18 protein-coding genes are annotated in these 22,311 nt (G+C 27.9%); 2 read left to right on the plus strand and 16 right to left on the minus strand.

The window, feature by feature from the left end; genetic code table 11:
• Window positions 1-472 precede the first annotated feature (472 nt).
• The 11 genes from HUJ77_RS00005 to HUJ77_RS00055 form a co-directional block, all read right to left on the minus strand.
• Window positions 473-2,011, minus strand: coding sequence for a family 20 glycosylhydrolase (locus HUJ77_RS00005; RefSeq protein WP_291706557.1), 1,539 nt, complete (start codon window positions 2,009-2,011; stop codon window positions 473-475).
• Window positions 2,012-2,115: 104 nt separating this feature from the next.
• Window positions 2,116-3,387 carry a chloride channel protein gene (locus HUJ77_RS00010; RefSeq protein ID WP_291706513.1) on the minus strand — a complete coding sequence of 424 codons (1,272 nt, stop codon included), beginning with the start codon at window positions 3,385-3,387 and terminating at the stop codon, window positions 2,116-2,118.
• Window positions 3,388-3,523: 136 nt separating this feature from the next.
• The gene (locus HUJ77_RS00015; protein ID WP_291706514.1) at window positions 3,524-4,963 is read right to left on the minus strand and encodes a sucrose-6-phosphate hydrolase; all 1,440 of its coding nucleotides are present in this window, start codon (window positions 4,961-4,963) and stop codon (window positions 3,524-3,526) included.
• 1 nt (window position 4,964) lies between these two features.
• A complete protein-coding gene (locus HUJ77_RS00020) occupies window positions 4,965-5,960 on the minus strand; it encodes a LacI family DNA-binding transcriptional regulator (protein ID WP_291706515.1) in 996 nt (331 codons plus the stop codon).
• 17 nt (window positions 5,961-5,977) lie between these two features.
• Entirely contained in the window at window positions 5,978-7,336 is a 1,359-nt protein-coding gene (locus tag HUJ77_RS00025; protein ID WP_291706516.1) for a PTS transporter subunit EIIC, read from the minus strand.
• Window positions 7,337-7,513: 177 nt separating this feature from the next.
• Window positions 7,514-9,028, minus strand: a complete 1,515-nt coding sequence (locus HUJ77_RS00030) for a bifunctional UDP-sugar hydrolase/5'-nucleotidase (RefSeq protein ID WP_291706517.1) — start codon at window positions 9,026-9,028, stop codon at window positions 7,514-7,516.
• Between the two features lie 186 nt (window positions 9,029-9,214).
• Window positions 9,215-10,474: an ABC transporter substrate-binding protein gene (locus tag HUJ77_RS00035; RefSeq protein ID WP_291706518.1), complete on the minus strand. Its 1,260-nt coding sequence runs from the start codon at window positions 10,472-10,474 to the stop codon at window positions 9,215-9,217.
• A gap of 15 nt (window positions 10,475-10,489) precedes the next feature.
• A complete protein-coding gene (locus tag HUJ77_RS00040) occupies window positions 10,490-11,782 on the minus strand; it encodes an MBL fold metallo-hydrolase (RefSeq protein WP_291706519.1) in 1,293 nt (430 codons plus the stop codon).
• Entirely contained in the window at window positions 11,766-12,584 is an 819-nt protein-coding gene (locus tag HUJ77_RS00045; protein WP_291706520.1) for a carbohydrate ABC transporter permease, read from the minus strand. Before HUJ77_RS00045 ends, HUJ77_RS00040 begins: the two co-directional genes overlap by 17 nt.
• A gap of 8 nt (window positions 12,585-12,592) precedes the next feature.
• Window positions 12,593-13,474: a sugar ABC transporter permease gene (locus HUJ77_RS00050; RefSeq protein WP_291706521.1), complete on the minus strand. Its 882-nt coding sequence runs from the start codon at window positions 13,472-13,474 to the stop codon at window positions 12,593-12,595.
• Window positions 13,474-14,544 carry an ABC transporter ATP-binding protein gene (locus HUJ77_RS00055; RefSeq protein WP_291706522.1) on the minus strand — a complete coding sequence of 357 codons (1,071 nt, stop codon included), beginning with the start codon at window positions 14,542-14,544 and terminating at the stop codon, window positions 13,474-13,476. The genes HUJ77_RS00050 and HUJ77_RS00055 overlap by 1 nt, the downstream gene beginning before the upstream one ends.
• A 403-nt stretch (window positions 14,545-14,947) precedes the next feature.
• Between HUJ77_RS00055 and HUJ77_RS00060 the strand changes: the two genes are divergently transcribed.
• Both HUJ77_RS00060 and HUJ77_RS00065 read left to right on the plus strand, forming a co-directional pair.
• Entirely contained in the window at window positions 14,948-15,364 is a 417-nt protein-coding gene (locus HUJ77_RS00060; RefSeq protein WP_291706523.1) for a (deoxy)nucleoside triphosphate pyrophosphohydrolase, read from the plus strand.
• A 65-nt stretch (window positions 15,365-15,429) separates the two neighbouring features.
• Window positions 15,430-16,557, plus strand: a complete 1,128-nt coding sequence (locus tag HUJ77_RS00065) for an SLC13 family permease (RefSeq protein WP_291706524.1) — start codon at window positions 15,430-15,432, stop codon at window positions 16,555-16,557.
• A gap of 83 nt (window positions 16,558-16,640) precedes the next feature.
• Here HUJ77_RS00065 and HUJ77_RS00070 read toward each other — a convergent pair whose 3' ends face one another.
• The 5 genes from HUJ77_RS00070 to tkt all read right to left on the minus strand — a co-directional run bounded on the left by HUJ77_RS00070 (window position 16,641) and on the right by tkt (window position 22,232).
• Window positions 16,641-17,255 (minus strand): sugar O-acetyltransferase, encoded by a 615-nt coding sequence (locus HUJ77_RS00070; protein WP_291706525.1) that lies wholly within the window; start codon window positions 17,253-17,255, stop codon window positions 16,641-16,643.
• Window positions 17,256-17,258: 3 nt separating this feature from the next.
• The gene (locus HUJ77_RS00075) at window positions 17,259-17,924 is read right to left on the minus strand and encodes an HAD family phosphatase (RefSeq protein ID WP_291706526.1); all 666 of its coding nucleotides are present in this window, start codon (window positions 17,922-17,924) and stop codon (window positions 17,259-17,261) included.
• Window positions 17,925-18,078: 154 nt separating this feature from the next.
• Entirely contained in the window at window positions 18,079-18,963 is an 885-nt protein-coding gene (locus HUJ77_RS00080; protein WP_291706527.1) for a Cof-type HAD-IIB family hydrolase, read from the minus strand.
• Between the two features lie 229 nt (window positions 18,964-19,192).
• Window positions 19,193-20,020 (minus strand): alpha/beta hydrolase, encoded by an 828-nt coding sequence (locus HUJ77_RS00085; RefSeq protein WP_291706528.1) that lies wholly within the window; start codon window positions 20,018-20,020, stop codon window positions 19,193-19,195.
• A gap of 241 nt (window positions 20,021-20,261) precedes the next feature.
• The gene (gene tkt, locus HUJ77_RS00090) at window positions 20,262-22,232 is read right to left on the minus strand and encodes a transketolase (protein ID WP_291706529.1); all 1,971 of its coding nucleotides are present in this window, start codon (window positions 22,230-22,232) and stop codon (window positions 20,262-20,264) included.
• Between the last annotated feature and the right edge of the window lie 79 nt (window positions 22,233-22,311).

The raw sequence follows: 22,311 nt of genomic DNA on the forward strand, positions 1-22,311 counted from the left end.
CAGAAACTTTCTGTTCCTGGTTCTACATTACTAGCTGTAGCACTTCCCTTTAAGGCAAAATTTACTCTTTTTGTTGTTTCAGCTTTAACTATAGTGTTTAAAGGTATGTTTAAAAAAACAAATGTAAACAAAACGAAAATTGATATTAATGCTTTAGATTTTTTCTTCATTAAATAGCCTCCTTAATTATATATTAGTGGTTAAAATATTACTTATCCCCTCCTTTATTTATATTATTAAAATAGCATTAATCTACTGCAATTTATCTTTTGTTATTATTATGTATAAAAAAAGGCTCTCTTACTAGACTGTAAGAAAGCTAATTCCCAATAATTGGTAACACGCTATTCAAAAAGTTCTTATATCATGTTACAATTTTTATAAATTTATTATATACTACAACAATTATGTAGTAAATATATTTTAAAAATATTTTGAAATTTCATAATATTATGCCATAAAATTAATCATATTATTTATTTTCCCATATACTATTGTCTCTATAGTAATTTATACCCTCTAAATTCATCCTAATGCCTTGACTTTCTAACCTTATTTTATAATTTTCCCAATTTCTAAGATTTTTAGGGGTCCACCCAATTTCTGCATAGCCTAGTAACCTTGGATATATCATATACTCCATTTCTTCTAGATTAGTTATTTTTTCAGTCCATAAAGGTGCTTCAATTCCTAAAATCAAATTTTTAGGTGCAAATTCTGTTGGATCCCATTCATAGGCAGTTTTTATAGGAATATATCCAGCCCAATCTAAGCCATAAGGTGTATCTTTATTATATTTCATATCTAAATAGGCTTTACTTGCAATTGAAATTATCATCTTCATTTCTTTTTTCCTAGCAGCTTCATTTGAATCCTTCCAATTTTGAAGTACAACACTAGAATTTATTTCTGGAGCTGTATCTATTGGATCCCAACCTATTGGAGTTTTTCCATATTTCTCAACTATCTTAGAAACCCTTCCTACAAAATAATCATAGTCTTCTTTTTTGGTACTTTCAGCTTCATCACCACCCATATGAAAATATTTAGAAGGTGAAATTGCTGATATTTCTTTAACTACATTATCTATAAATTCATAGGTCTTTTCACTATCTGTCATTAAGGTACTAAAGCCAACATCAGTTCCAGTATATAATGGTTTTCTTTTTCCATCTGGATTTAAAAAGCCATAAGAAGCTAAAGCAGCATTACTATGTCCTGGCATATCTACCTCAGGTATAATTTCTACATATCTATCAGCTGCATACTTAACTATACTTTTAAATTGTTCTTGAGTATAGTACCCTCCAGGTCCCCCACCAACTTCTGTACTTCCGCCTATAAGAGTTAAATCAGGATATTTCTTTATTTCTATACGCCAACCTTGATCATCAGTTAAATGTAAATGAAGTCTATTTATCTTATATTCAGCTGCAATATCTATTTGTTTTTTTATTTCCTCTTCAGTAAAAAAATGCCTTGCTACATCTATCATTAATCCTCTATAGCTATACTCTGGTTTATCATAAATAACTGAATTTTTAACACTCCATTCAGTATTACTTACTAATTTATTTGAATCTATTTCTGGAGGTAACATTTGTCTCAAGGTTTGAATACCTCTAAATAATCCTTCTGGCTTATTGGCTGTTATCTTAACTCCATTAGAAGTAGTAGTCATATTATATCCCTCATCTCCTAATGTACTTTCTCCCTTTAATGTTGTTAAGTATATATAATTTTCTTTGTTATTCTCATTGTTACTTATATTAAAATTATATCCTGTAGCTGGATTTAATTTTCCTCTTAAATATTCTGCAATATTATTTATCTCTGTTGTTTCTGTTTCATCTTTTCCCTCTATAAAAATAGTAGTATCTTTATTAATTATAAATTTACCTTCATTTTCTTTATAAGATAATGGCTTAGGTATAATAGTATTATTAATATTTCCCCCATCTGCCATCACCTCTATATCCTTCTTATTTTTAATTAAGATTAATGAAGCTATTAATGTAATTATAGCTACTAAAGCAAATATAAAGTATTTTTTATTTCTTTTAAGCAAAATATTTTCCTCCTTAGATTTTTTCTTATGTTAATTATTAATTTTTCTTATACATCTGGCTTGTTTTTATGAATAACACCTTCGAATATTTTCCCTTTTTCCTTTGGAAGCTTTCTTTTTACTAAAATGTCATAGAAGCCTGATATTATATAGCTTATGGTCATAACTATAATTATTGCTAGCATTTCTTCGCCACCGAAATACTCCAAAGCCATAGCTATTGATGTTATAGGAAGAGAAGTTGCACTACAAAATACACCTATCATTCCTAATGCTGTAACAGAGGTAAGTGGTAAATTAATATATTTAGAAACAAAACTTCCTAAGGTTGCCCCAGCAAAAAATGTTGGATTTCCTCTACCACCTTGGAAAACTGAACCTAGAGCAACGGCAGTAAATATAACCTTCCATATATAATCCATTATGCTAACATGATTTTTAAAGGAATCATTTATAAAGCTTTGACCTAAACCATTATAATTATCTCCTGCTATCCAAAATAATATTATTGTAATAGCTCCTCCTATAATGGCCTTAATATATGGATTTTTAGTAAATCTATCATAGGCTTTACTACTATTATCTAAAACTAAGTTAAATATAAATCCTCCAACCCCAAATATAATTCCTAATAACACTAATTTCATAATTACTATAAAGCTTAAATCATCTAAAACTAAGCTAGGATATTCTACTGACTTACTACCAATCCAAATTGCTATTTCATTAGAAACTACAGTTGTTAAAAAAGCTGGAATTAATGCTTGATAATGAAATCTCCCTTTTAAAACTAGCTCCATACCTAAAATAGCCCCTGCAAAAGGAACATCATATATTACTCCAAAGGCACTTCCAACTCCACATATTACTAAAGTTCTTTGCTCATCATCAGATAACTTAAGCTTTCTTGCAATAAAATCTCCTAAAGTCCCCCCCATTGCAACTGCTGACCCTTCTTTTCCTGCTGAACCACCACAAAAAGTTGTAAGTAGAGATCCTATAAAAACTACAAATATCATATAAAAAGGAATGTCTTTAGCTGCTGATTGAACTTCTGACTTAAGTAAGTTTTCTCCTGAATAAGCATTTCTTTTAGTTCTTAAATATATAAAGGTAATAATTAATCCTGCAATAGGTAATAAATATATAATATACTCATGATTTCTTCTAAAAGTATTTGCAGCTGTTAAAATCCTATTGAATAAACCCACTATAATTCCAATAGGAACCCCCATAATAATACTTAATATAATCCATTTAAATATCTGCTTTATTAAATCATAATAATTTTGATCTTCACCCTTCCTCTTCTTCATCATACATCGCTCCTTATTATTATTCATAGTTCTTATTATTTTTTATTATTTGGATTTATAAAAAAATAATTCCCTTTATAAATAAAAAAGTTCCATAATAGTATTAATTCAAATACTATTATGGAACTTATTAATTATTTTATTCATATATAAACTCTCTCATTCCCCATATTTTATATGTATTAATTTTCATATCCTTATTTGAGTTTATATTTAGTTTTAAGCCCTTATCTTCTACGAAAAATGCTGAAGTCATAGTGATTTCACCATCATTTATAAATATTTCTAAAGTGCTAGCATCAATAAATATTTGTAATTTTCCTAGTCCCTCATTAGGAAGCTTAACTTTTCTAACACCAGTTTTACCTTTAGTTAAATTAGTAAAGTCTAATATAAAAACTCTTTCTTCTTTTTTATATTCTAAAATAATTTTATCTTTAGTAAATTCTAGAATATATTTAAAGTCAGAAAAAACTTCTAGTTCTAAATTTATTTCTATAGACCTAGTTTCTATATCAACCTCATGTTTATTACAAATTAACTTTTCAGCCTCTAGTATAACTTTATTCCTTAAAAGCTTCATTTCCTCTAAGGGTTCTTGTTTAATCTTGTTATCCTCTACTCTTAAAACTCTTGGCATAGTTAAAGTATAAATATAGTTATTATTTAATGTAGGACTTTCCTTTTCTATATTATATTCAGGCATTCCAAGCCATCCAATCATTATAGTTCTTTTATCATCTTTAAATACTTGAGGCGCATAAAAATCAAATCCATAATCTAATTCATTAAATGAGTCATGAGAAAATACATTATTTTCAAATTTGTACTCACCTAATATATATCCTGACTGATATATATTTTGAAATTCAAACTCACCTTTTTCTAGACCTTGCGGTGAAAATATTAGAATATCCTGTCCATTAATATTAATTAAATTAGGACATTCCCACATATATCCGAAATCACTTAAGTTAGTCTTAATTTCACCATAAAAATCCCAAGCTTCCATATCCTTAGATGTATAAATTACAGCTCTACCTTGTAATTTATCATTTTGAGCTCCTATTAATAAGCAATGAATTCCATGAATATTAATATAAAAAGGATCTCTAATATGCTCGGTATATCCATTTAGCTTTCCTACTATTAAAGGTTTCTTCATTATTAATTTATTATTCTCATCAAATAAAGCTATATTTTGATGGGGAATTCTTATATTATCTTCTTTTACATTTCCTGTATAAAATATATTTAATTTATCATCTATAAACTTTCCTGTTCCAGAGTAACAACCATCCTTATCGATTTCTGAATCTGGAGCAAGAATTAATTTAGGTTTATTATATCTTATAAAGTCCTTTGTTTTTAAATGTCCCCAATGCTTATATTTATGTTCACATGTATAAGGATTCCATTGAAAAAATATATTATATTCTCCTTTATTATAGGATAATCCATTAGGATCATTTATAAGTCCAACAGGAACTTCTAGATGATATTTATTTCTAAATTCTCCCTTTAAAGGATATGTAATTTTACTAAATTTCTCATTTAATTCTAATACTGATTTCTTCATATTACTCCTTATAAAACTCTTTTGCTGATTTTCTTTCAATTAAACTAAGAGGTATAGCCTCATCTTTTATAAATTCTTCTCCATTAATTATTTTCAATATGGCTTCTGCAGATTTTACGCCTAAAATTCCATGATTAAAGTCTATAGTTGTAAGAGGAGGATATATTACAGCTCCTACATCATATCCTCCGAATCCAGCTATTGATACTTCATCTGGAATTGATATTTTATTTTCATTTAAATATAACATCAACCCTAAACAAATATTATCAGTAGCACATACAACTGCACTTGGTTTATAAGACATAACTTCTTTTCCCTTTTCATATGCTCTATTAAAAGTAAAATCAGTTTCTACAAAGTTAATTTTGTATTCTTCTCCACTTTCTTTAAATACATCATAGAAGCCCTTTTTTCTTATAAACCCTACAGCTTTATCTTTTTCACTTACTCCTAAAAAAACAATATTCCTATGGTTTAAGTTATAAAAATATTTACCCATTATTCTTCCCGCTTCATAATCATCTATACTCATACAATTTATATATTCATTTTCAGGACATAAACAAATAACAGGTATTTCTATCTTATTAATTAATTCTACATGTTGTTTAGTAACTCCAAGAGTATCTACTATTATTCCATCTACACCTTGTTGATATAAAGAATTAATATGTTCTAATTCTTTTTCTACACTAAGATTAGAAATCAGCATGATGGTAGTATATCCTTCTTTTTCAATAACACTATTAATTCCATTTAGAACTTTTCCAACTGTAGAAGAATCTATACGAGGAATAATCACTCCAATTAAATTACTTTTTTTAGTTTTTAATCTTTTTGCAAAGAAATTTTCTTCGAATCCAGTTTTTTCAATGGCTTCGTGAATTTTAGCCTTATTTTCTTTGCTGACATATCCTCCATTAAGATAACGAGAAACACTGCTTTTAGAAACTTGACACATATTCGCAATGTCTTGGATTGTGATTTTACTCATATAAATTCCCCCTAGATTTATTCTTCAGTTTTAAATACTACATATGTTAATGCAAATGATACTACTATACTAATAGATAATATTAATAAATAACTTATAACTTGTCCATTTAAATATAATAATACTCCTGGTAATCCTGTCATTCCCATTCCAGTTGCTGCTAAATTTAGCATTCCTGCTACCATTCCAGCAATTGCTGCCCCTATACATCCGCAAACAAATGGTTTTATATATCTTAAATTAACACCAAATACTGATGGTTCAGTAATTCCTAAAAATGCAGGTATTGCACTTGATATATATAATGAACGTTTAGTTTTATTTTTAGTCTTCATAGCCACTGCTAATGCAGCCGCACCTTGAGCTGTGGCTGTACCTGTAACAATTGCATTATATACATTGCTTCCTGTATTTGCAAGTAAGTCTATTTCTAAAGCACTGAAAACATGATGAACTCCAGTAACTACAATAATTTGATTTATTCCGCCTACTATAAATGCTCCAATTCCATAAGGGATTGTTATAAAGGATTTAACTAGTCCTAATATTACTATTTCACTTTGATGCATTATAGGTCCAACTACTAATAATCCAATTATCATTGAAATTAATAAAGTTAAAAATGGAGTGATTATTAAATCTAAAACATTAGGTATTACATTTCTTAATGATTTCTCTAGTTTTGCTGCAATTATAGCTATTACTAAGGCTGGTAATACAGATCCTTGATATCCTACTATTGGAATAGATAATCCTAATAAAGACATATACATTGGTTCTGCAGCTCCTGATGCTACTAAATATGCATTAGGCAATTGAGGTGCAACTAGCATTAAACCTAATACAAAGCCTATAATTGGAGTACCACCAAATCTTTTCATAGTTGAATAAGCAACTAATGCAGGTAAAAAGGCAAAAGCAGTATCTGTAAGAACTTGTGATAAAACTAATAAGTTTTCATTAAAATTAACTCCTAAGTTAGTTAGTAAACCACGCAGTCCCATAAACATTCCCGTTGCAACAAGTACTGGAATTATAGGAACAAAAATATCTCCTAAAATACGGCTAATCTTTTGTAATAAAGTCATGTTTTCGTACAGCTCAGATTTATTATCTGACTTTATATTCTCATCTAAACCTTTTATAGCATCATATACTTTATTTACAAAACCTGTACCTAAAATAATTTGATATTGCCCTGCTGCCATAAACTGACCTTTAACACCATCTATTTTCTCTATATCATCTGAATTAACCTTTTTATTGTCCTTTAATATAAGTCTAAGCCTCGTTGCACAATGTTCTATGGACTTAATATTGTCCACACCTCCAATATTTTCTAAAATGGATTCAGCAACCATTTTTTCTTTTTTCATAAAACCATCCCCTTCTTTTTTATTTTATGATACCAGTTCCATATTCAATTGTCAACGTTTACCATTTAATTTTATTTAATTGTTTTATAAAATATATGATATCAGTTCCATAATTTTATTTTATAATAAAAAAAAGGCTGTAAAACAGCCTCTAATAAAATTCTATACTATTTATAATTAATATTTTATTATATAGTTACTTTCATATGGTACATCTACCTCATGATTTCTTTGGAAATAATTTATAATAAGTTCACTCATATCCATATTTATTTCCTGAACTACTTCTGCATTTTCATATGATGGATAAATAGAAGTGTTACTTGCCCTGTAGTTATTTAAAACTACAGTATAATCCTTATTTAAATCTATATTTTCTCCATCTTTTTTCATAGAAACAACTCTATTTCCAAATTCCTTATTTAGATCTATTTCATAAGTTAATCCTGCAAATGTATCATAATTGTAGTTTTGTACCTTTGGAACTAAAAATTCCTCATTGATTTTAACTTCATTATCCTCTAAAACAAAATAAGTAGCACTCTTTTCCATAGCCTCTTTAAATTTACTTCCCTTTATCTTAAGTACCTTTAAAGTATTAGGATATGGATAATTTATTAATACATCTCTTATTGAAACATTTTTCTTAAATCCAATAGCAGTATCAAATAAAGATAAAACTGAAAAGTCTGCTTTAGAAATATCTAATTGAACCTCATGTAAGAAGTTAATAAAGGGATGTCCTTTAAGTCTTGCAATAAATATATCATCTAAAATTATATCATTTTTAAAATGACCAATTTCTTTATCTAAATATCCTTGTAGTTCTTTATTTACATCAATAAATCTTTTTTCTAAGCTTTCTTTTATTTCATCATTTAACTTAGATACATCTACTAATTCATAAGTAGCTTCTTTAGTTTCTGTATCAATTACTATCTTTGTAAAGTTTTGTCCGTTATGCATAGGTTGTGAGCATATTACTCCATTAACTTTTGTTATAAAGGATCTATGTTGATGGCCGCTTAAAACTATATCTATAGAATTATAGTTTTCTAATAATTCACTTCCTTGATTTTCTTTTGTTAACTTTTCAGTAGGTGTATTATTTCCATCTAAACTTTTTTCAAAACCTCCGTGATAACATACTATTATCATATCCGATTTTTCTTTTAATTCTTTTTCGTATTTTCCATAAATCTTAACTGGATCTAAAAACTCTAAGTTTTCTATGTTCTTTTCTTGCTCCCAATTTGGAATAAAAGATGTTGTAAAGCCTATACACCCGATTTTAAATCCATTAATATCGAATATTCTATAAGGTTTACTTTCAAAATCTAAACCTTTAATATTTGCGTTTATTATTTTATCAGAAACCATACTATAAGCAGCTTTTAAATAATCCAATCCATAGTTAAATTCATGATTACCTAATACATAAGCATCATAGCCAACATCCTCTAATAATTCCACTATAGGATTATTTTCCAACATTTGCTTTGATAAATAGTGAGTTAATGCTGAACCTTGAACTAAATCCCCACAATCTATTTTTAAAGAAGCATCATATTTCTTCTCATCTTCTAATATGTACGTCCCTATTTTTAATATTCCAAGAGACTGCTCAGTTACATAATTAGTTGGATATACAAATCCATGTAAATCACTAGTTTGATAAATAACTAATTTCATAAAACCTCCGTAATGCACTAACGCGCAATGTAAAATTAAGAATGAAGAATGTAAAATTGCGGATGTAATTTGTACCAAATTACTTAAATTATAATAATTTTAAAAACTCCCTAAGGAGTTTTCACATTAATTCTACATTCTTCATTTTACATTTTTAATTAAGGGGCTTAATAAGCCCCTATTATATTATTCCCAAATTGAATTTAAAGTAGATTTAAACTCTTCTAGCTTTTTAGTAACATCAGCATTGTTAGGATTTGCTAATACTGATTCTAATACTGTACCTGCTTCACGGTATGCAGCATCTGCTCCGCTTATTACTGGATTTGTATATAAGTTTTTAGTTGCATCTGCAAGAATTGGTGCTATTAAGCTTCCTGAATTCTTGTATTCTTCAGATTCAAGAGCGCTTTGTCTTACTGGGATATATCCAGTTTCTGAACCCCATTGAATTTGTTTTTCTTTGCTAGTTATGAATTTTAAAAATTCATATGCTGCTGTCTTTTGTTCTGCAGTAGCGCTTGCAAATACATATAAATCTGTTCCTTGTTGTAATGAAGCATTTGTTGGATATGGAGCTACTCCAATTTCAAACTTATCAGCAACACCTTGTTTAACAAAGTTTTCACCAGCATTTGAACCAACATACATACCTACAGTTTCATTACCAAATGGTCCTGATAAATAATTGTCAGTTCCTGCAATTCTGAAATATCCTTCTTTAACGCCTTCTAAGTAATAATTAACAGCCTTAGCTGATTCTTCACTAGTTACATCAAAATTATTATCAAATGTCTTTCCTTCTGTCTTTAAGAAAGTAGTGTAATATGTATGTAATGCATCAAAACCTGCTCCTGGAATTCCCTTCTTTTCTTTTATTGTCTTAGAAACTTGAGCTAATTCTTCATAAGTTGATGGAACTTCTAATCCTAATTCATCTAATAAAGTCTTATTATACCATAAAACTTCTGTTGATTTATTAAATGGCATACCATATATCTTGCCATCTATCATAGCTGCTTCTCTAAAGCTTGGTAATATATCTTCATAATTATCGAAGCCAATAGTTTCATTTTCAATATATGGAGTTAAATCAGTAACTAGCTTATCTTTTATTGGATTAAACATCCAATCTGGATATGCTTGAGTTAATGTTGGTAAATCCTTTGGACTTGCAACTGTTGCAGTTATTTTTTGTTGTAAATCCTTATAACTTGATTGGTTTTGTAAAGTAACAGTTATATTAGGATTCTTATCCATGAATTCAGTTGTTAATTTTTGAAGAGATTTTTCTAAATCTCCATTCATTGCATGCCAGAAAGTAATTTCAACTGGTGCTGTGATTTCTGTTACGATTTCTTCATTAGAAGTAGTAGCACCCTTATTTGAGCAACCAGTTAATAAGCCTAATGAAAGTGCTAGAGCAAGTATTTTCTTCATCTTCATAGTTTTGTCCTCCAATTATATAGTTTGTTTCTTTTCTGGTAAAAGTACATCTCCATTTTCGTTATATAGCTTCTCTGGACGATAAGAATGTATTGGAACTAATAACTTAGGTTTAATTAAATTTATTATTTTAATTAAATCATTAGGATGTGCATGCCCACTACATGATATTCTTTCGAATTTAATATTTCTATCCTCAAAACTCTTTATAAATGGTTCATATTTAGGATCAAAATCTCCTAATGGAACTGCATTTGAGTGAATATAAATTCCGCCTTCTTTTAATTTATCCATATATTCAATGGCAAGTGTATCTAATTGCCAGAAAAAGTCACCTTCATCATTTAATAATTTTTCAAAATTTATTTCTAAATCTTTATTTAATCCATATTCCTTATTATCTAATGAATAATAATAAGATTCATAACCTGTTGCTTCCTTAAGAACATAAGAATAATATGCTGATAAAACAACTTTTCTTGGATTAGTCTTAATTATATTTAGAATTCTTTCTATATTTGAAATATAATAATTAAATGTTATTTGCTTATTTGGATTTTCTTTAACTATTTCATTTATTTTTTCTATTAACTCAGGTTCATTTGATATTTCATCTTCTCTAACTTCATCGAAATCTTGGAAAGATACGCTAACACCTTCTATTAATAATACATCACAGTTTTCACTTTCTTTACAGAAATTAAGTGTGTCTTCTTTTCTATAACCATGAAGTCTTATATCACCAGTATATGAAATAACTAAATCTGGAGTTTCAATTAATAAACCACATGCACCATAAGCATCATGATCTACTGGCATAACCTTAACTTTTATTTTACCAATTTCTATAATTTCATTGTTTTTAACTCCAATTATATCTCTAGTATTCTTTCCTTTATTCTCATAAAGTGGGAATAAGAAATCATTATTTATATTTAAAGTATTTAATAATGATTTTGTTCCTTCTAAAGTATATAGAGGTACTTCTGGATTTAAATAGTTCACAATTTTAGAGTGATCTAAATGCATATGTGATAAAAATACTGCTGTATTCTTAAACTTATTTTCTTTTGATTCATATCCCTTTAACGGAATACTTGGATCATAGATATTATCTAAATATGGAACTAGATTTTCATCTAATAAATCTTGTAGATTTTCTGGTTGAACTGGAGCTTTTGGATTATATTCACTACCAAAATCAAAGAATATATGGCTATCTTCATATGCTACTTCAATTATTGTTCCACCAATAGTTAATATACCATTGTGAAAAGTTATCTTTGTCTTTTTATCCTTTAACACCACTCTTAACAACTCCTCTAATTATTTGTTTTCTAAATATTAAATATAAAATTAGTATTGGTACTATAGCTATAGTTGATGCTGCCATTTGAAGTTGTACACTGGTACCACTTTCTGTTGCAAAGGAGCTTAGTCCATTACTTAACAATCTCATTTCCTTACTATTTGTTACTAAGATTGGCCATAAGAATGAATTCCATCCACTTATAAAACTTAATATACCCATAGTAAATAATGCTGGCTTTGCTAAAGGTACAAGTATTCTATGTATAAAAGCTAAATCCGAACATCCATCTACCTTTGCTGCTTTATAATATGAAAGAGGAATGCTTGTTAAATATTCTTTTAAATAAAATATGTAAAAAACACTTGCAAGTGAAGGTAATATTAATGCTGTATATGTATCTAACAATCCAAGCTGAGCTATAGTTTGATAGTTTGTAAATACAGTAACTTCATAAGGTACCATAAGTAAAGCCGCCATAACTAATATTAAAATATTTTTATATCTAAACTCTAATTTAACTAAAGCAAATCCAGCTAAAATAGCAGTAATTACTGTACCTATAGTAGAAATTCCAGAAACTATTATTGTATTAATAAAGTATCTTCCAAAAGGAGCCTGTTCCATTGCAAGTGAAAAGTTATTCCACTGAAATTCCTTTGGAAATAGTGTTGGTGGTATACTTATCGCCTCTTGATATGTCATTAAACTTGATAAAATCATATATACAAAAGGAAACAATGTTATTATTGCCATTAAAACTATAAATGTTTTTGATAAAACTGAATTAATCTTCTTCATATTTTCACCTACTTAGATATTCTTTTTAATATACGATTTTGTATTAATGTGAAAATTAAAATTAAGCCAAACAGTACTACTGCTGCAGCCATACCTTGACCATAACGGTTTTCTACATAGAATTTATTAAATATGTAGAATACAGCTGTTGTTGCACTATCAGCAATACCTGCTTTCCCATTAAATATTGCAAATACCTGTGAATAAACCTTAAAGGCATTAATAAAATTCACCGTTAATAAAAACGTAATAATTGGTATCATTTGAGGTAATGTTATTCTAAAAAACTGTTCAACTTTAGTAGCCCCAAACATATCAGCTACTTTATAATAACTCTTATCAACATTTCTTAATCCTGAAAGTAATATAATTATATTAAAAGCAAGACCTGACCAAATACCAAATATAATAAGGGTTATCATACTCATACTAGGGTCATCAAGAAAATTAAATGGTCCTATATTAAAAATTCCTAATATATAATTTATAATTCCATACTCACCATTTAGTAAAAATCTAAATACAATACCTACAGCTATAACACTTGTTAAGTATGGTATAAAGAAAATTGTCTCAAAAACATCTTTATACTTAATCTTTTCATATATTGTAATAGCTATAAACATAGATATAATTAAACCTACTGGAACCACTACAAAAGAAAATAGTGCTGTATTTCCTATTGCTGTATGAAATTTAGGGTCTTTAAGTACTATTTCAAAATTTTTAAATCCATTAAATGTTAAGTTGTTTAAAGTGCCCTTTTGGAAAGACATAATAAATGTTTTTATTAAAGGTAACACATTAAATATTCCGACTATTAACAAAGCAGGTAGTAAAAATAACCATGCTTGTGGTGAATTTTCTGCTCTATACTTAAATTTCTTCATTAGTACACTCTAACTCCATTCTCTTGGAATAAATAAATTCCATTATAATCAATATCAAGGCCAATCTTATCACCTTCTACAAATCTTCTATTAATATCTGTAATTGACCTTGCATTTGTATCATTAACATTAAAGTTTATAATACAATCTTTTCCTATTAACTCTACAGATTCTGCTTCAATTTCAAATAATGGATTTTCACTTAATACAAAATACTCTGGTCTAATTCCAACAATGTAGTTTTCTTCAGTTAATTCTTCTTTAAATCTATCTTTATTTAAAAGTCCTAAGTCTATAGAAAAATCTTTAGATACTAATTTGTTTCCTTCTTTTTTCATATCAATTAAATTTATTATTGGGTTACCCATAAATTTAGCTACAAAAAGATTCTTTGGTTCTAAATAAAGATTTTGAGGTATATCAAATTGTTGAACTACACCTTCATTCATTAAAACTATTCTGTCACTGATAGATAATGCTTCTTCTTGGTCATGAGTAACGAAAATTGTAGTTATACCAATTTCTTTAACTAGTCTTCTAATTTCTTCTCTAATCTTTAATCTTAATCTAGCATCTAAGTTACTTAAAGGTTCATCTAGTAATAGTATTCTTGGGTTTTGAACTAAAGCTCTTGTTATTGCAACTCTTTGTTGTTGCCCACCAGACATTTCACCTGGCTTTTTATCTGCTAGTTCTTCAATACTTGTAACTGCCATATATTTTTTTGCTATTTCCATTGCTTCACTCTTTGGTTTTTTATTTTTACCAACAGTAAGTGGGAACATTACATTTTCTAAAACTGTCATGTGTGGGTATAAAGCATAGTTTTGAAAAACTAATCCAATACCTCTATCCTTAGGGTGCTTATCTATAACTGATTCATTATCAAATTTAATATCTCCATCACTTGGATCTAAAAGCCCAGCTAATAAATTAAGAATTGTTGTTTTACCACATCCACTAGGACCTAAAAGACAAACTAACTCACCTTCATTAATTTGAAGATTAATGCTCTTTAGAGCTTCATATCCATTGCTATAAACCTTTTTAAGTTTTTCGATTTTTATCATGTGCCACCTCTAATATATTTTTAATCTTTAACTTAATATTCACATATATACTATACTAAACATCTTATTTTATGACAATATATTATCTTTTTTTACATTTATTTTTAACAAATTTAACATTTTATTAACTATTTGTAGTATACTAAATTAAACTTCGACTTTACCATCTATTATTAAAATNACTAAATTAAAATTCGACTTTACCATCTATTATTAAAATATTTATAATAGGTTTTAATTATTCAATCATAGTTTTTGAATTTAATATTATTTTTATTCAGCTTAAAGATTTTATATATTTTGTCGAAATATTAAGTATATTATGTTATATACAAAATAATGTTTAAACTATATATAATTTTTATAACTTATATGATATTATTATTTTTAGAGGTGACTGTTTGTGAAAAGAATTATGAAGGTTGTATGTGCTATTATTGAAAATGACAAATCTGAAGTACTTTGTACTTTAAATTCAAAGGATATGTCTTTTTCAAGCTTTTGGGAATTCCCTGGTGGAATTATTAAAGACGGTGAACCACCTGAAAAAGCCATAGTAAGGGAAATCTATGAAAAATTAAATTGTAAAATTAAAGTTAATTCTTTATTTAGTGCAACTACATATGAATACGATGACTACATATTAAACACTATGGTGGCTAAATGTTCAATGTTAGAGGACATGCCATCATCAAAGGAATATACAAAGTTATTATGGCTACCAATAGAATACATAACAAGCTTAAATTGGAGTCCATCCACTATGCCAACTGTAGACAAACTTATAATGAAGTATAAAAAAAATTCAATAACAAATTAAGAAAAGGCCATCAGAAAACCTGATGGCTTTATATTGCGTAAAATTATATTTAAAAAGGAGCATTTATGAACGTAAATATAGTATCAATCCAAAGAATAAAACTTATAGATTTTATAAAAAAAGAAATAGTATTGATTATATCAATAGCCTTAGCAATATTTAGTTGTATATTTTCAACTCCTAGATTATCTTATATTGATTTTAAAGTATTAATACTTTTATTTAATTTAATGATAGTGGTTTCTGCTTTTAATGAACTAAAAGTTTTAGATTCAATTGCAAGCAAAATACTTAAAAAGTGTACTTCATATATATCCGTTTCCTTTGCATTAGTTTTTATTACATATGCAGCTTCTATGGTTGTTACAAATGATGTAGCTTTAATAACCTTTGTACCTTTAACTATAATAATAGGAAAAAAAGCTAATTTTAACCCATTAAAAATAATTATATTCCAAACAATTGCTGCTAATCTAGGAAGTAGTTTTACACCTATGGGAAACCCTCAAAATCTTTTTATTTATTCTTTTTATAAATTAGGTATTATAGATTTTTTAAAAATTACTTTTCCACTATTATTAATATCAACTATTTTACTAGCTTTATTTATTTCTAAAGAAAAGAATGCAACATTGAATATTAATTTAAAAAATATAAATATAAAAGATAGAAAACAAGTTATTATTTTTTCCACTCTATTTTTTATAATTTTATTATCAGTACTTCATTTAATAGATTATAAAATTGTATTCATCATTACATTAATAACAGTATCACTATTTAATAAAAGCTTATTTTCAAAAGTAGATTACTCGCTTTTGCTTACTTTTATTGGCTTTTTTATCTTTATTGGCAATATATCTACCTTAGATACTGTAAAAAACTTTATGGAGTACATATTAAATAGTGGAAAAGCAACCTTTACTTACTCAATATTAATAAGCCAAGTAATTAGTAATGTACCTGCTACTATGTTATTATCAGGATTTACAACTTCAATTAGGGAATTACTTATTGGCGTTAATATAGGAGGACTAGGAACATTAATATCATCTCTTGCAAGTGTTATTTCTTTTAAGATTTATACTAATGAGTTTCCAGAAGAAAGTAGTAATTATTTTAAGTCCTTTACTCTTTATAATATTTTAGGACTAGTTATTATAATTCCTTTAGTTTATATAATCTTATTTTAATTTGTTTTTATATGAATATATAAATGCACCTAGTAAGGTTTGGTATAGATATCTAACCTTACTAGGTGCATTTAATTTTAAAATTAAATATGTAAGTCATTATAGTATTCTTCTTTTTGCTTTTGCCAATAAATTCTATCTTCCTCAGTAATTTTTCTTAGTACTTTGCAAGGGTTACCCACTGCTATAACATTATCAGGAATATCTTTAGTTACTACAGAACCAGAACCTATAACTACGTTATCTCCAATTGTAACACCAGGATTAATAACTGTACTTCCTCCTACCCATACATTATTTCCTATTTTAACAGGCTTTCCAAACTCCAAACCCACATTTCTGATTTCAGCATCTATAGGGTGACCGGCAGTATATATGCAGACTCTAGGAGCAAAAAATACATTATCACCAATATCCACCTTACATACATCTAAAATTATACAATCATAATTGGCATAAAAATTATTTCCTACTGATATATTACATCCATAATCACATCTAAAAGGTGGTTCAACAGATAATTTATCCCCTGTTTTTTCAAATAAATCTTTTAATAATCTTTTTCTATAATCCTTTTGCTCCTCTGTAGTAGTATTAAAAAGTCTAGTAATCATTCTGGACTTTTTCCTATCAGCTATAAGTTCTTCGTCATAAGGCATATATAAATTTCCTGACAACATCCTCTCTTTTTCACTCATTATCTATTCTCCTTTAAAATAATTTTTTATCTCATATAAATTATTGAAGCTTCTATAGCTATACTTTTTTATTTTTTCATCTGCTTCTTTTAAATCTACTACATGAAGTGGAGTCATATTTCCTTTATAGGCTGCTTCAACTCCAGCTGAGGAATCTTCTATTACAATACATTCCTCTGGACTAACATTAAGTTTATTAGCTGCCTTTAAAAATATTTCAGGATTTGGTTTTGTTTTTTTAACATCATCCCTACACACAACTTCATCAAATATCTTTTTAAAATTAGATTGCTTTAACTGTTTGTCCATTCTTTCTTTAGAGGCAGATGTTGCTAATGCAAGCTTATACTTTTTGCCCTTTAAGTACTTAAGCAACTCCTCTGCACCATCTTTAACAGGAATTTTCTTTTTTAGCTCTTCAGACAAAGCTTTATCTTTTTCTTCATACATTTCTTCTATGGGTATGTTTTCTCCAAACTCATCTTTAAATACTTTTTTTACATTTTCTCTTCCTGTTGCAATTACTTTGCAATATACTTCTTTTGTCATTTTATAACCGTATTTTTCAAAGATCTTAGTCCAAACATCTAGATATATTTTTTCTGTATCAAATAAAACTCCATCCATATCAAATATTACTGTTTTATATTTCTCTATTTTTTGCTGCATATAATCCTCCATTTATAACTAAATCTACTACAAGTTATATTATACTTGAAAATTTAATTCAAGAAATTAATTAGTATAGATGTGTATATTCTATAAAAAACAACCCCTTTTATAAATAGTAGGAGTTGCTTTGGTTTTTAAAGATTATATACTATCATTTCTTTATGATTTTATCTAACTCATTATTTAAAAGACTGCGTATAGCCTTTGCTACTCCAAGATTATCATTAGTATCAGTTATATATTTTGCTATAGCCTTAACTTCTGGAATTGCATTTTCCATAGCAACAGTTTCTTCAAATATTTCAAACATAGAATAGTCATTAAAACTATCTCCTAATATCATTACTTCCTCTTTTTCTATAGATAACTTCTTAGCCACCTTTTCTAAGATTATTCCCTTTTGAGCATTTATATCAGTTACTTCTATATTATCTCTAAAGGAAGATGATACAGCTAATCCTTCTATCTTGCCAATCTCTTTTTTTATTTCATCTATTGTCTCTGTATCCTTATGAAAGGCAACAAACTTTCTTATTTCTAAATTTCTATCAAAGAACTTATCTAAATCATCAATATACTTTAAAACTTTAAAAAATCTATGATTTTCTGCTATTTCCCTTGCTTCACCTTCAGTTAATTCTGGATTTAAACTCTTAGTTCTATATGTAACTTCTTTTAAAGCTTTTTCTCTTGTTGATGTAGTAAAAATTCCTTCATTAGTAAAAATTCTTGCAGAAAAATTATTTTCATCAAAGATATCTATTACTTTTCTAGCACTTTCATTATCTATGTTTATTATATCTAATATTTTACCCTCTTCATCCCTGTATTCAGCTCCATTAGATAAAATACATTGTGCTTTAATATTATGTCTATCTAAAACCTCTTTTACACTTTCATACTCTCTTCCAGTAGAAATTGCAAATATTATTCCTGTTTCTTCTGCTTCTCTAATGGCCTCCACTGTTTCTTTATCAATATCATGATCGTTGTTTAACAATGTACCATCCATATCCGATGCTATTAGCTTTATCATTTTTATTTACCTCCGATTTTAAACCTACTATTGTATAGTTTCTCATTTGTAATTAAGTTATTCCAAAGTATCCTATATATTATTTGCACTTTAATATTATTAACTATCATTATATCAGTATTTTTATAATCTTTCCAAATATAATTTTTAAGGCTAAATCTTATTAAAAAGAGGCTGTTAGAACAACCTATAATAAAAGTTTTATATCCTTCCAAAGCCTCTTCTTAATTTAAATTCTATTAATCCACTTAACAGCTAATTCAAACCAGGATTCTACATGTTTATTTATAAGATCACTATTATCTTTGTATGCTGTATTTACATCACAAAGACTTAATCCATGTACACCATCAGGATATATATGAAGTTCAAAAGGTACATTGTTTTTTCTTAAAGCACTAGCAAAAAACAATGAATTTTCAACTGGTACAACTGTATCATTAAAAGTATGCCATAAGAAGGTTTCTGGAGTATCCTTAGATACTAATTTTTCTAAAGAGAATTTTTCTCTTTCTTCTTTACTCGCATCTATTCCAAGTAAATTATCAAAGGAGTCCTTATTTGCAAACTCTCCACTTGTTATAACTGGATAAGAAAGTATCATTCCATTAGGTTTAATATTCTCATTTTTTATATTTAAAGCTTCAGAAATTAAATCTTTATTCCATAATACTCCTAAGCTTCCTACTAAGTGCCCTCCTGATGAAAAACCAAAAGTTATAACTTTATTTATATCAGCATTCCATTTATCAGACATTTCACGAAGATAGTTTATAGTAGCTGATAACTCTAATAGTGCAGTGGGAAATCTGTTAGGATTAACACTATATCTTAAAATTACTACATTAAACCCTTCTGAAAGTAATTTAAAGGCTACTGGTTCAGCTTCTCTATCTGAAGTACCTACATATCCACCACCAGGACATATAATTATAGTTTTCCTTTTCTTATTAATATCGATTTCCACACTATTATCTGGAATATAAACATTTATATAAGCCTTGCTATCCTTTAGCCTATCTGTTATGTCACAAATATTTATTTTTTCAAAAATCATTTCCTTTCCCCCACTCTTTCTCAATATATTCATTTTAATTTTACATAAGAATTAATTATAAAAATACATTATAAATTCAAGTAAAATATATATAATTATTATATTATTCCATATAATTTATTACAACAATTCTAATTACTGTAAATAACTATAAAAAAATGAAGCTATCTTAACAGTCTATAATAAAATTTAAAACTGTAAGATAACTTCATTTATATTATTATATTAATTTAATTAGGTTTTATAATTTGTTAATTACATTAACTACATTATCAACACTAAAACCAAACTTTTCAAATAATAATTCAGCTGGTGCTGATGCTCCAAAAGTATCCATTGTTATATATTTACCATCAAAGCCAACAAATTCTCCCCAGCTTAATGATGATCCTGCTTCTATAGCAACTCTCTTAGTTACGCTTCTTGGCAGAACCTTTTCTTTATACTCTGAATCTTGAGCTTTAAATATATCCATACAAGGCATACTTACTACTCTAATTTTATCATTTCCTAATTTCTTCTTAGCTTCAATAGCTAAAGAAACTTCAGATCCAGAAGCCATTAATATAATTTCTGGTTCTCCATTAGAATCATCAATTATATATCCACCCTTCATAGCATCTTTATTTGAACCTTCTATATCAGGTAGGTTTTGTCTTGTTAATACTAAAGCTGTAGGTGTTCCCTTTGATGTCATTGCTAAATACCATCCAATATTTGTTTCAGTTGCATCACATGGTCTGAATACATTAAAGTTAGGCATTGATCTAAGCATTGTTAATTGTTCCACTGGTTCATGAGTTGGACCATCTTCACCAACACCAATGCTATCATGAGTTAAAACATATGTTAATGGTAAATTCATTAGTGCTGCTAATCTGGCCATTGGCTTAATATAATCACTAAATACAAAGAAAGTTGAAACATAAGTCTTTAATCCACCATGTAACATTAGCCCGTTTCCTATACCTGCCATAGCTAATTCACGAACTCCATAATGTATGTTTCTTCCTGCATAATTATCACTACTAAAATCACCAACTCCATTTAAGTATGTTTTAGTTGATGGTGCTAAATCAGCGGCTCCTCCCATAAAGTTAGGGAATAAATCTTTAATCTTATTCATAGCAATACCAGATAAGTTTCTTGTAGCATTAGCTTTTTTATCATATTGCCAATATTCAGAACTTTCATCTAACACTTTTTTATAATCAACATTAAAATATTTATCCCATAGATCTTTCATTTCTGGGTACTTAGCAAAATAATCTTCAAACATATTATTCCAAGCTTCATATACTTTATCAGCTCTTTCTTGTTCAGATGCTATATGAGCATATACATCTTCATCAACACAGAAATCCTTATCTTCAGATAATCCTAAGTTTCTCTTTAATTCTATTACATTATCAGCTCCTAAAGGTTCTCCATGAGCAGATGCTAGTCCTTCTTTAGCTGGACATCCCTTACCTATTTTAGTTTTTACTTCTATAAATATAGGTTTTCCAACTGATTTCTTAGCTTCATTAATTACATTTAATATTTCTTCAAGATTATCTCCATCTTCTACTGTAAATACGTTAAATCCAAAGGCTTTCATTCTCATTTTTACATCTTCAGTAAATGCAATATCTGTACATCCTTCAATAGAAATCTTATTTGAATCATATAATACAACTAATTTATCTAATTTTAATGTTCCTGCTAATGAAAAGGCTTCTGATGATATACCTTCCATAAAGCATCCATCTCCCCCTAATACATATGTATAGTGGTCTATTACTGGATATCCTTCTTTATTGAATACAGCTGAAAGATGTTTTTCTGCCATAGCCATTCCTACCGCCATAGCCATTCCTGCTCCTAATGGTCCTGTTGTAGCTTCTACACCAACAGTATGTCCATATTCTGGATGTCCTGGAGTTTTAGAATCTAATTGTCTAAATTCTTTTAAATCATCAATAGTTACACCATAATTAAATAAATGTAATAAACTATATAATAAACTTGATCCATGTCCACCTGAAAGAACAAATCTATCACGATTTATCCAATTTACATCTTTTGGTGTATTATTCATAACTTTTGCCCAAAGAGCATACGCAGTTGGTGCTGCTCCTAAAGGTAAACCAGGGTGTCCTGAATTAGCTTTTTGAACTGCATCAGCGCTTAGTCCTCTAATGGTATTGACAACTTTTCTATCTAAGTCCATATTTTTTCCTCCCTAACTAATAATTTCTTCACTTTAATTCTATCACTAATTATATATTTTTTGTATAAAAATACTATCA

Origin of the sequence: Clostridium sp., assembly GCF_021443865.1 — a bacterium.
Classification (GTDB): Bacteria; Bacillota; Clostridia; order Clostridiales; family Clostridiaceae; genus Clostridium.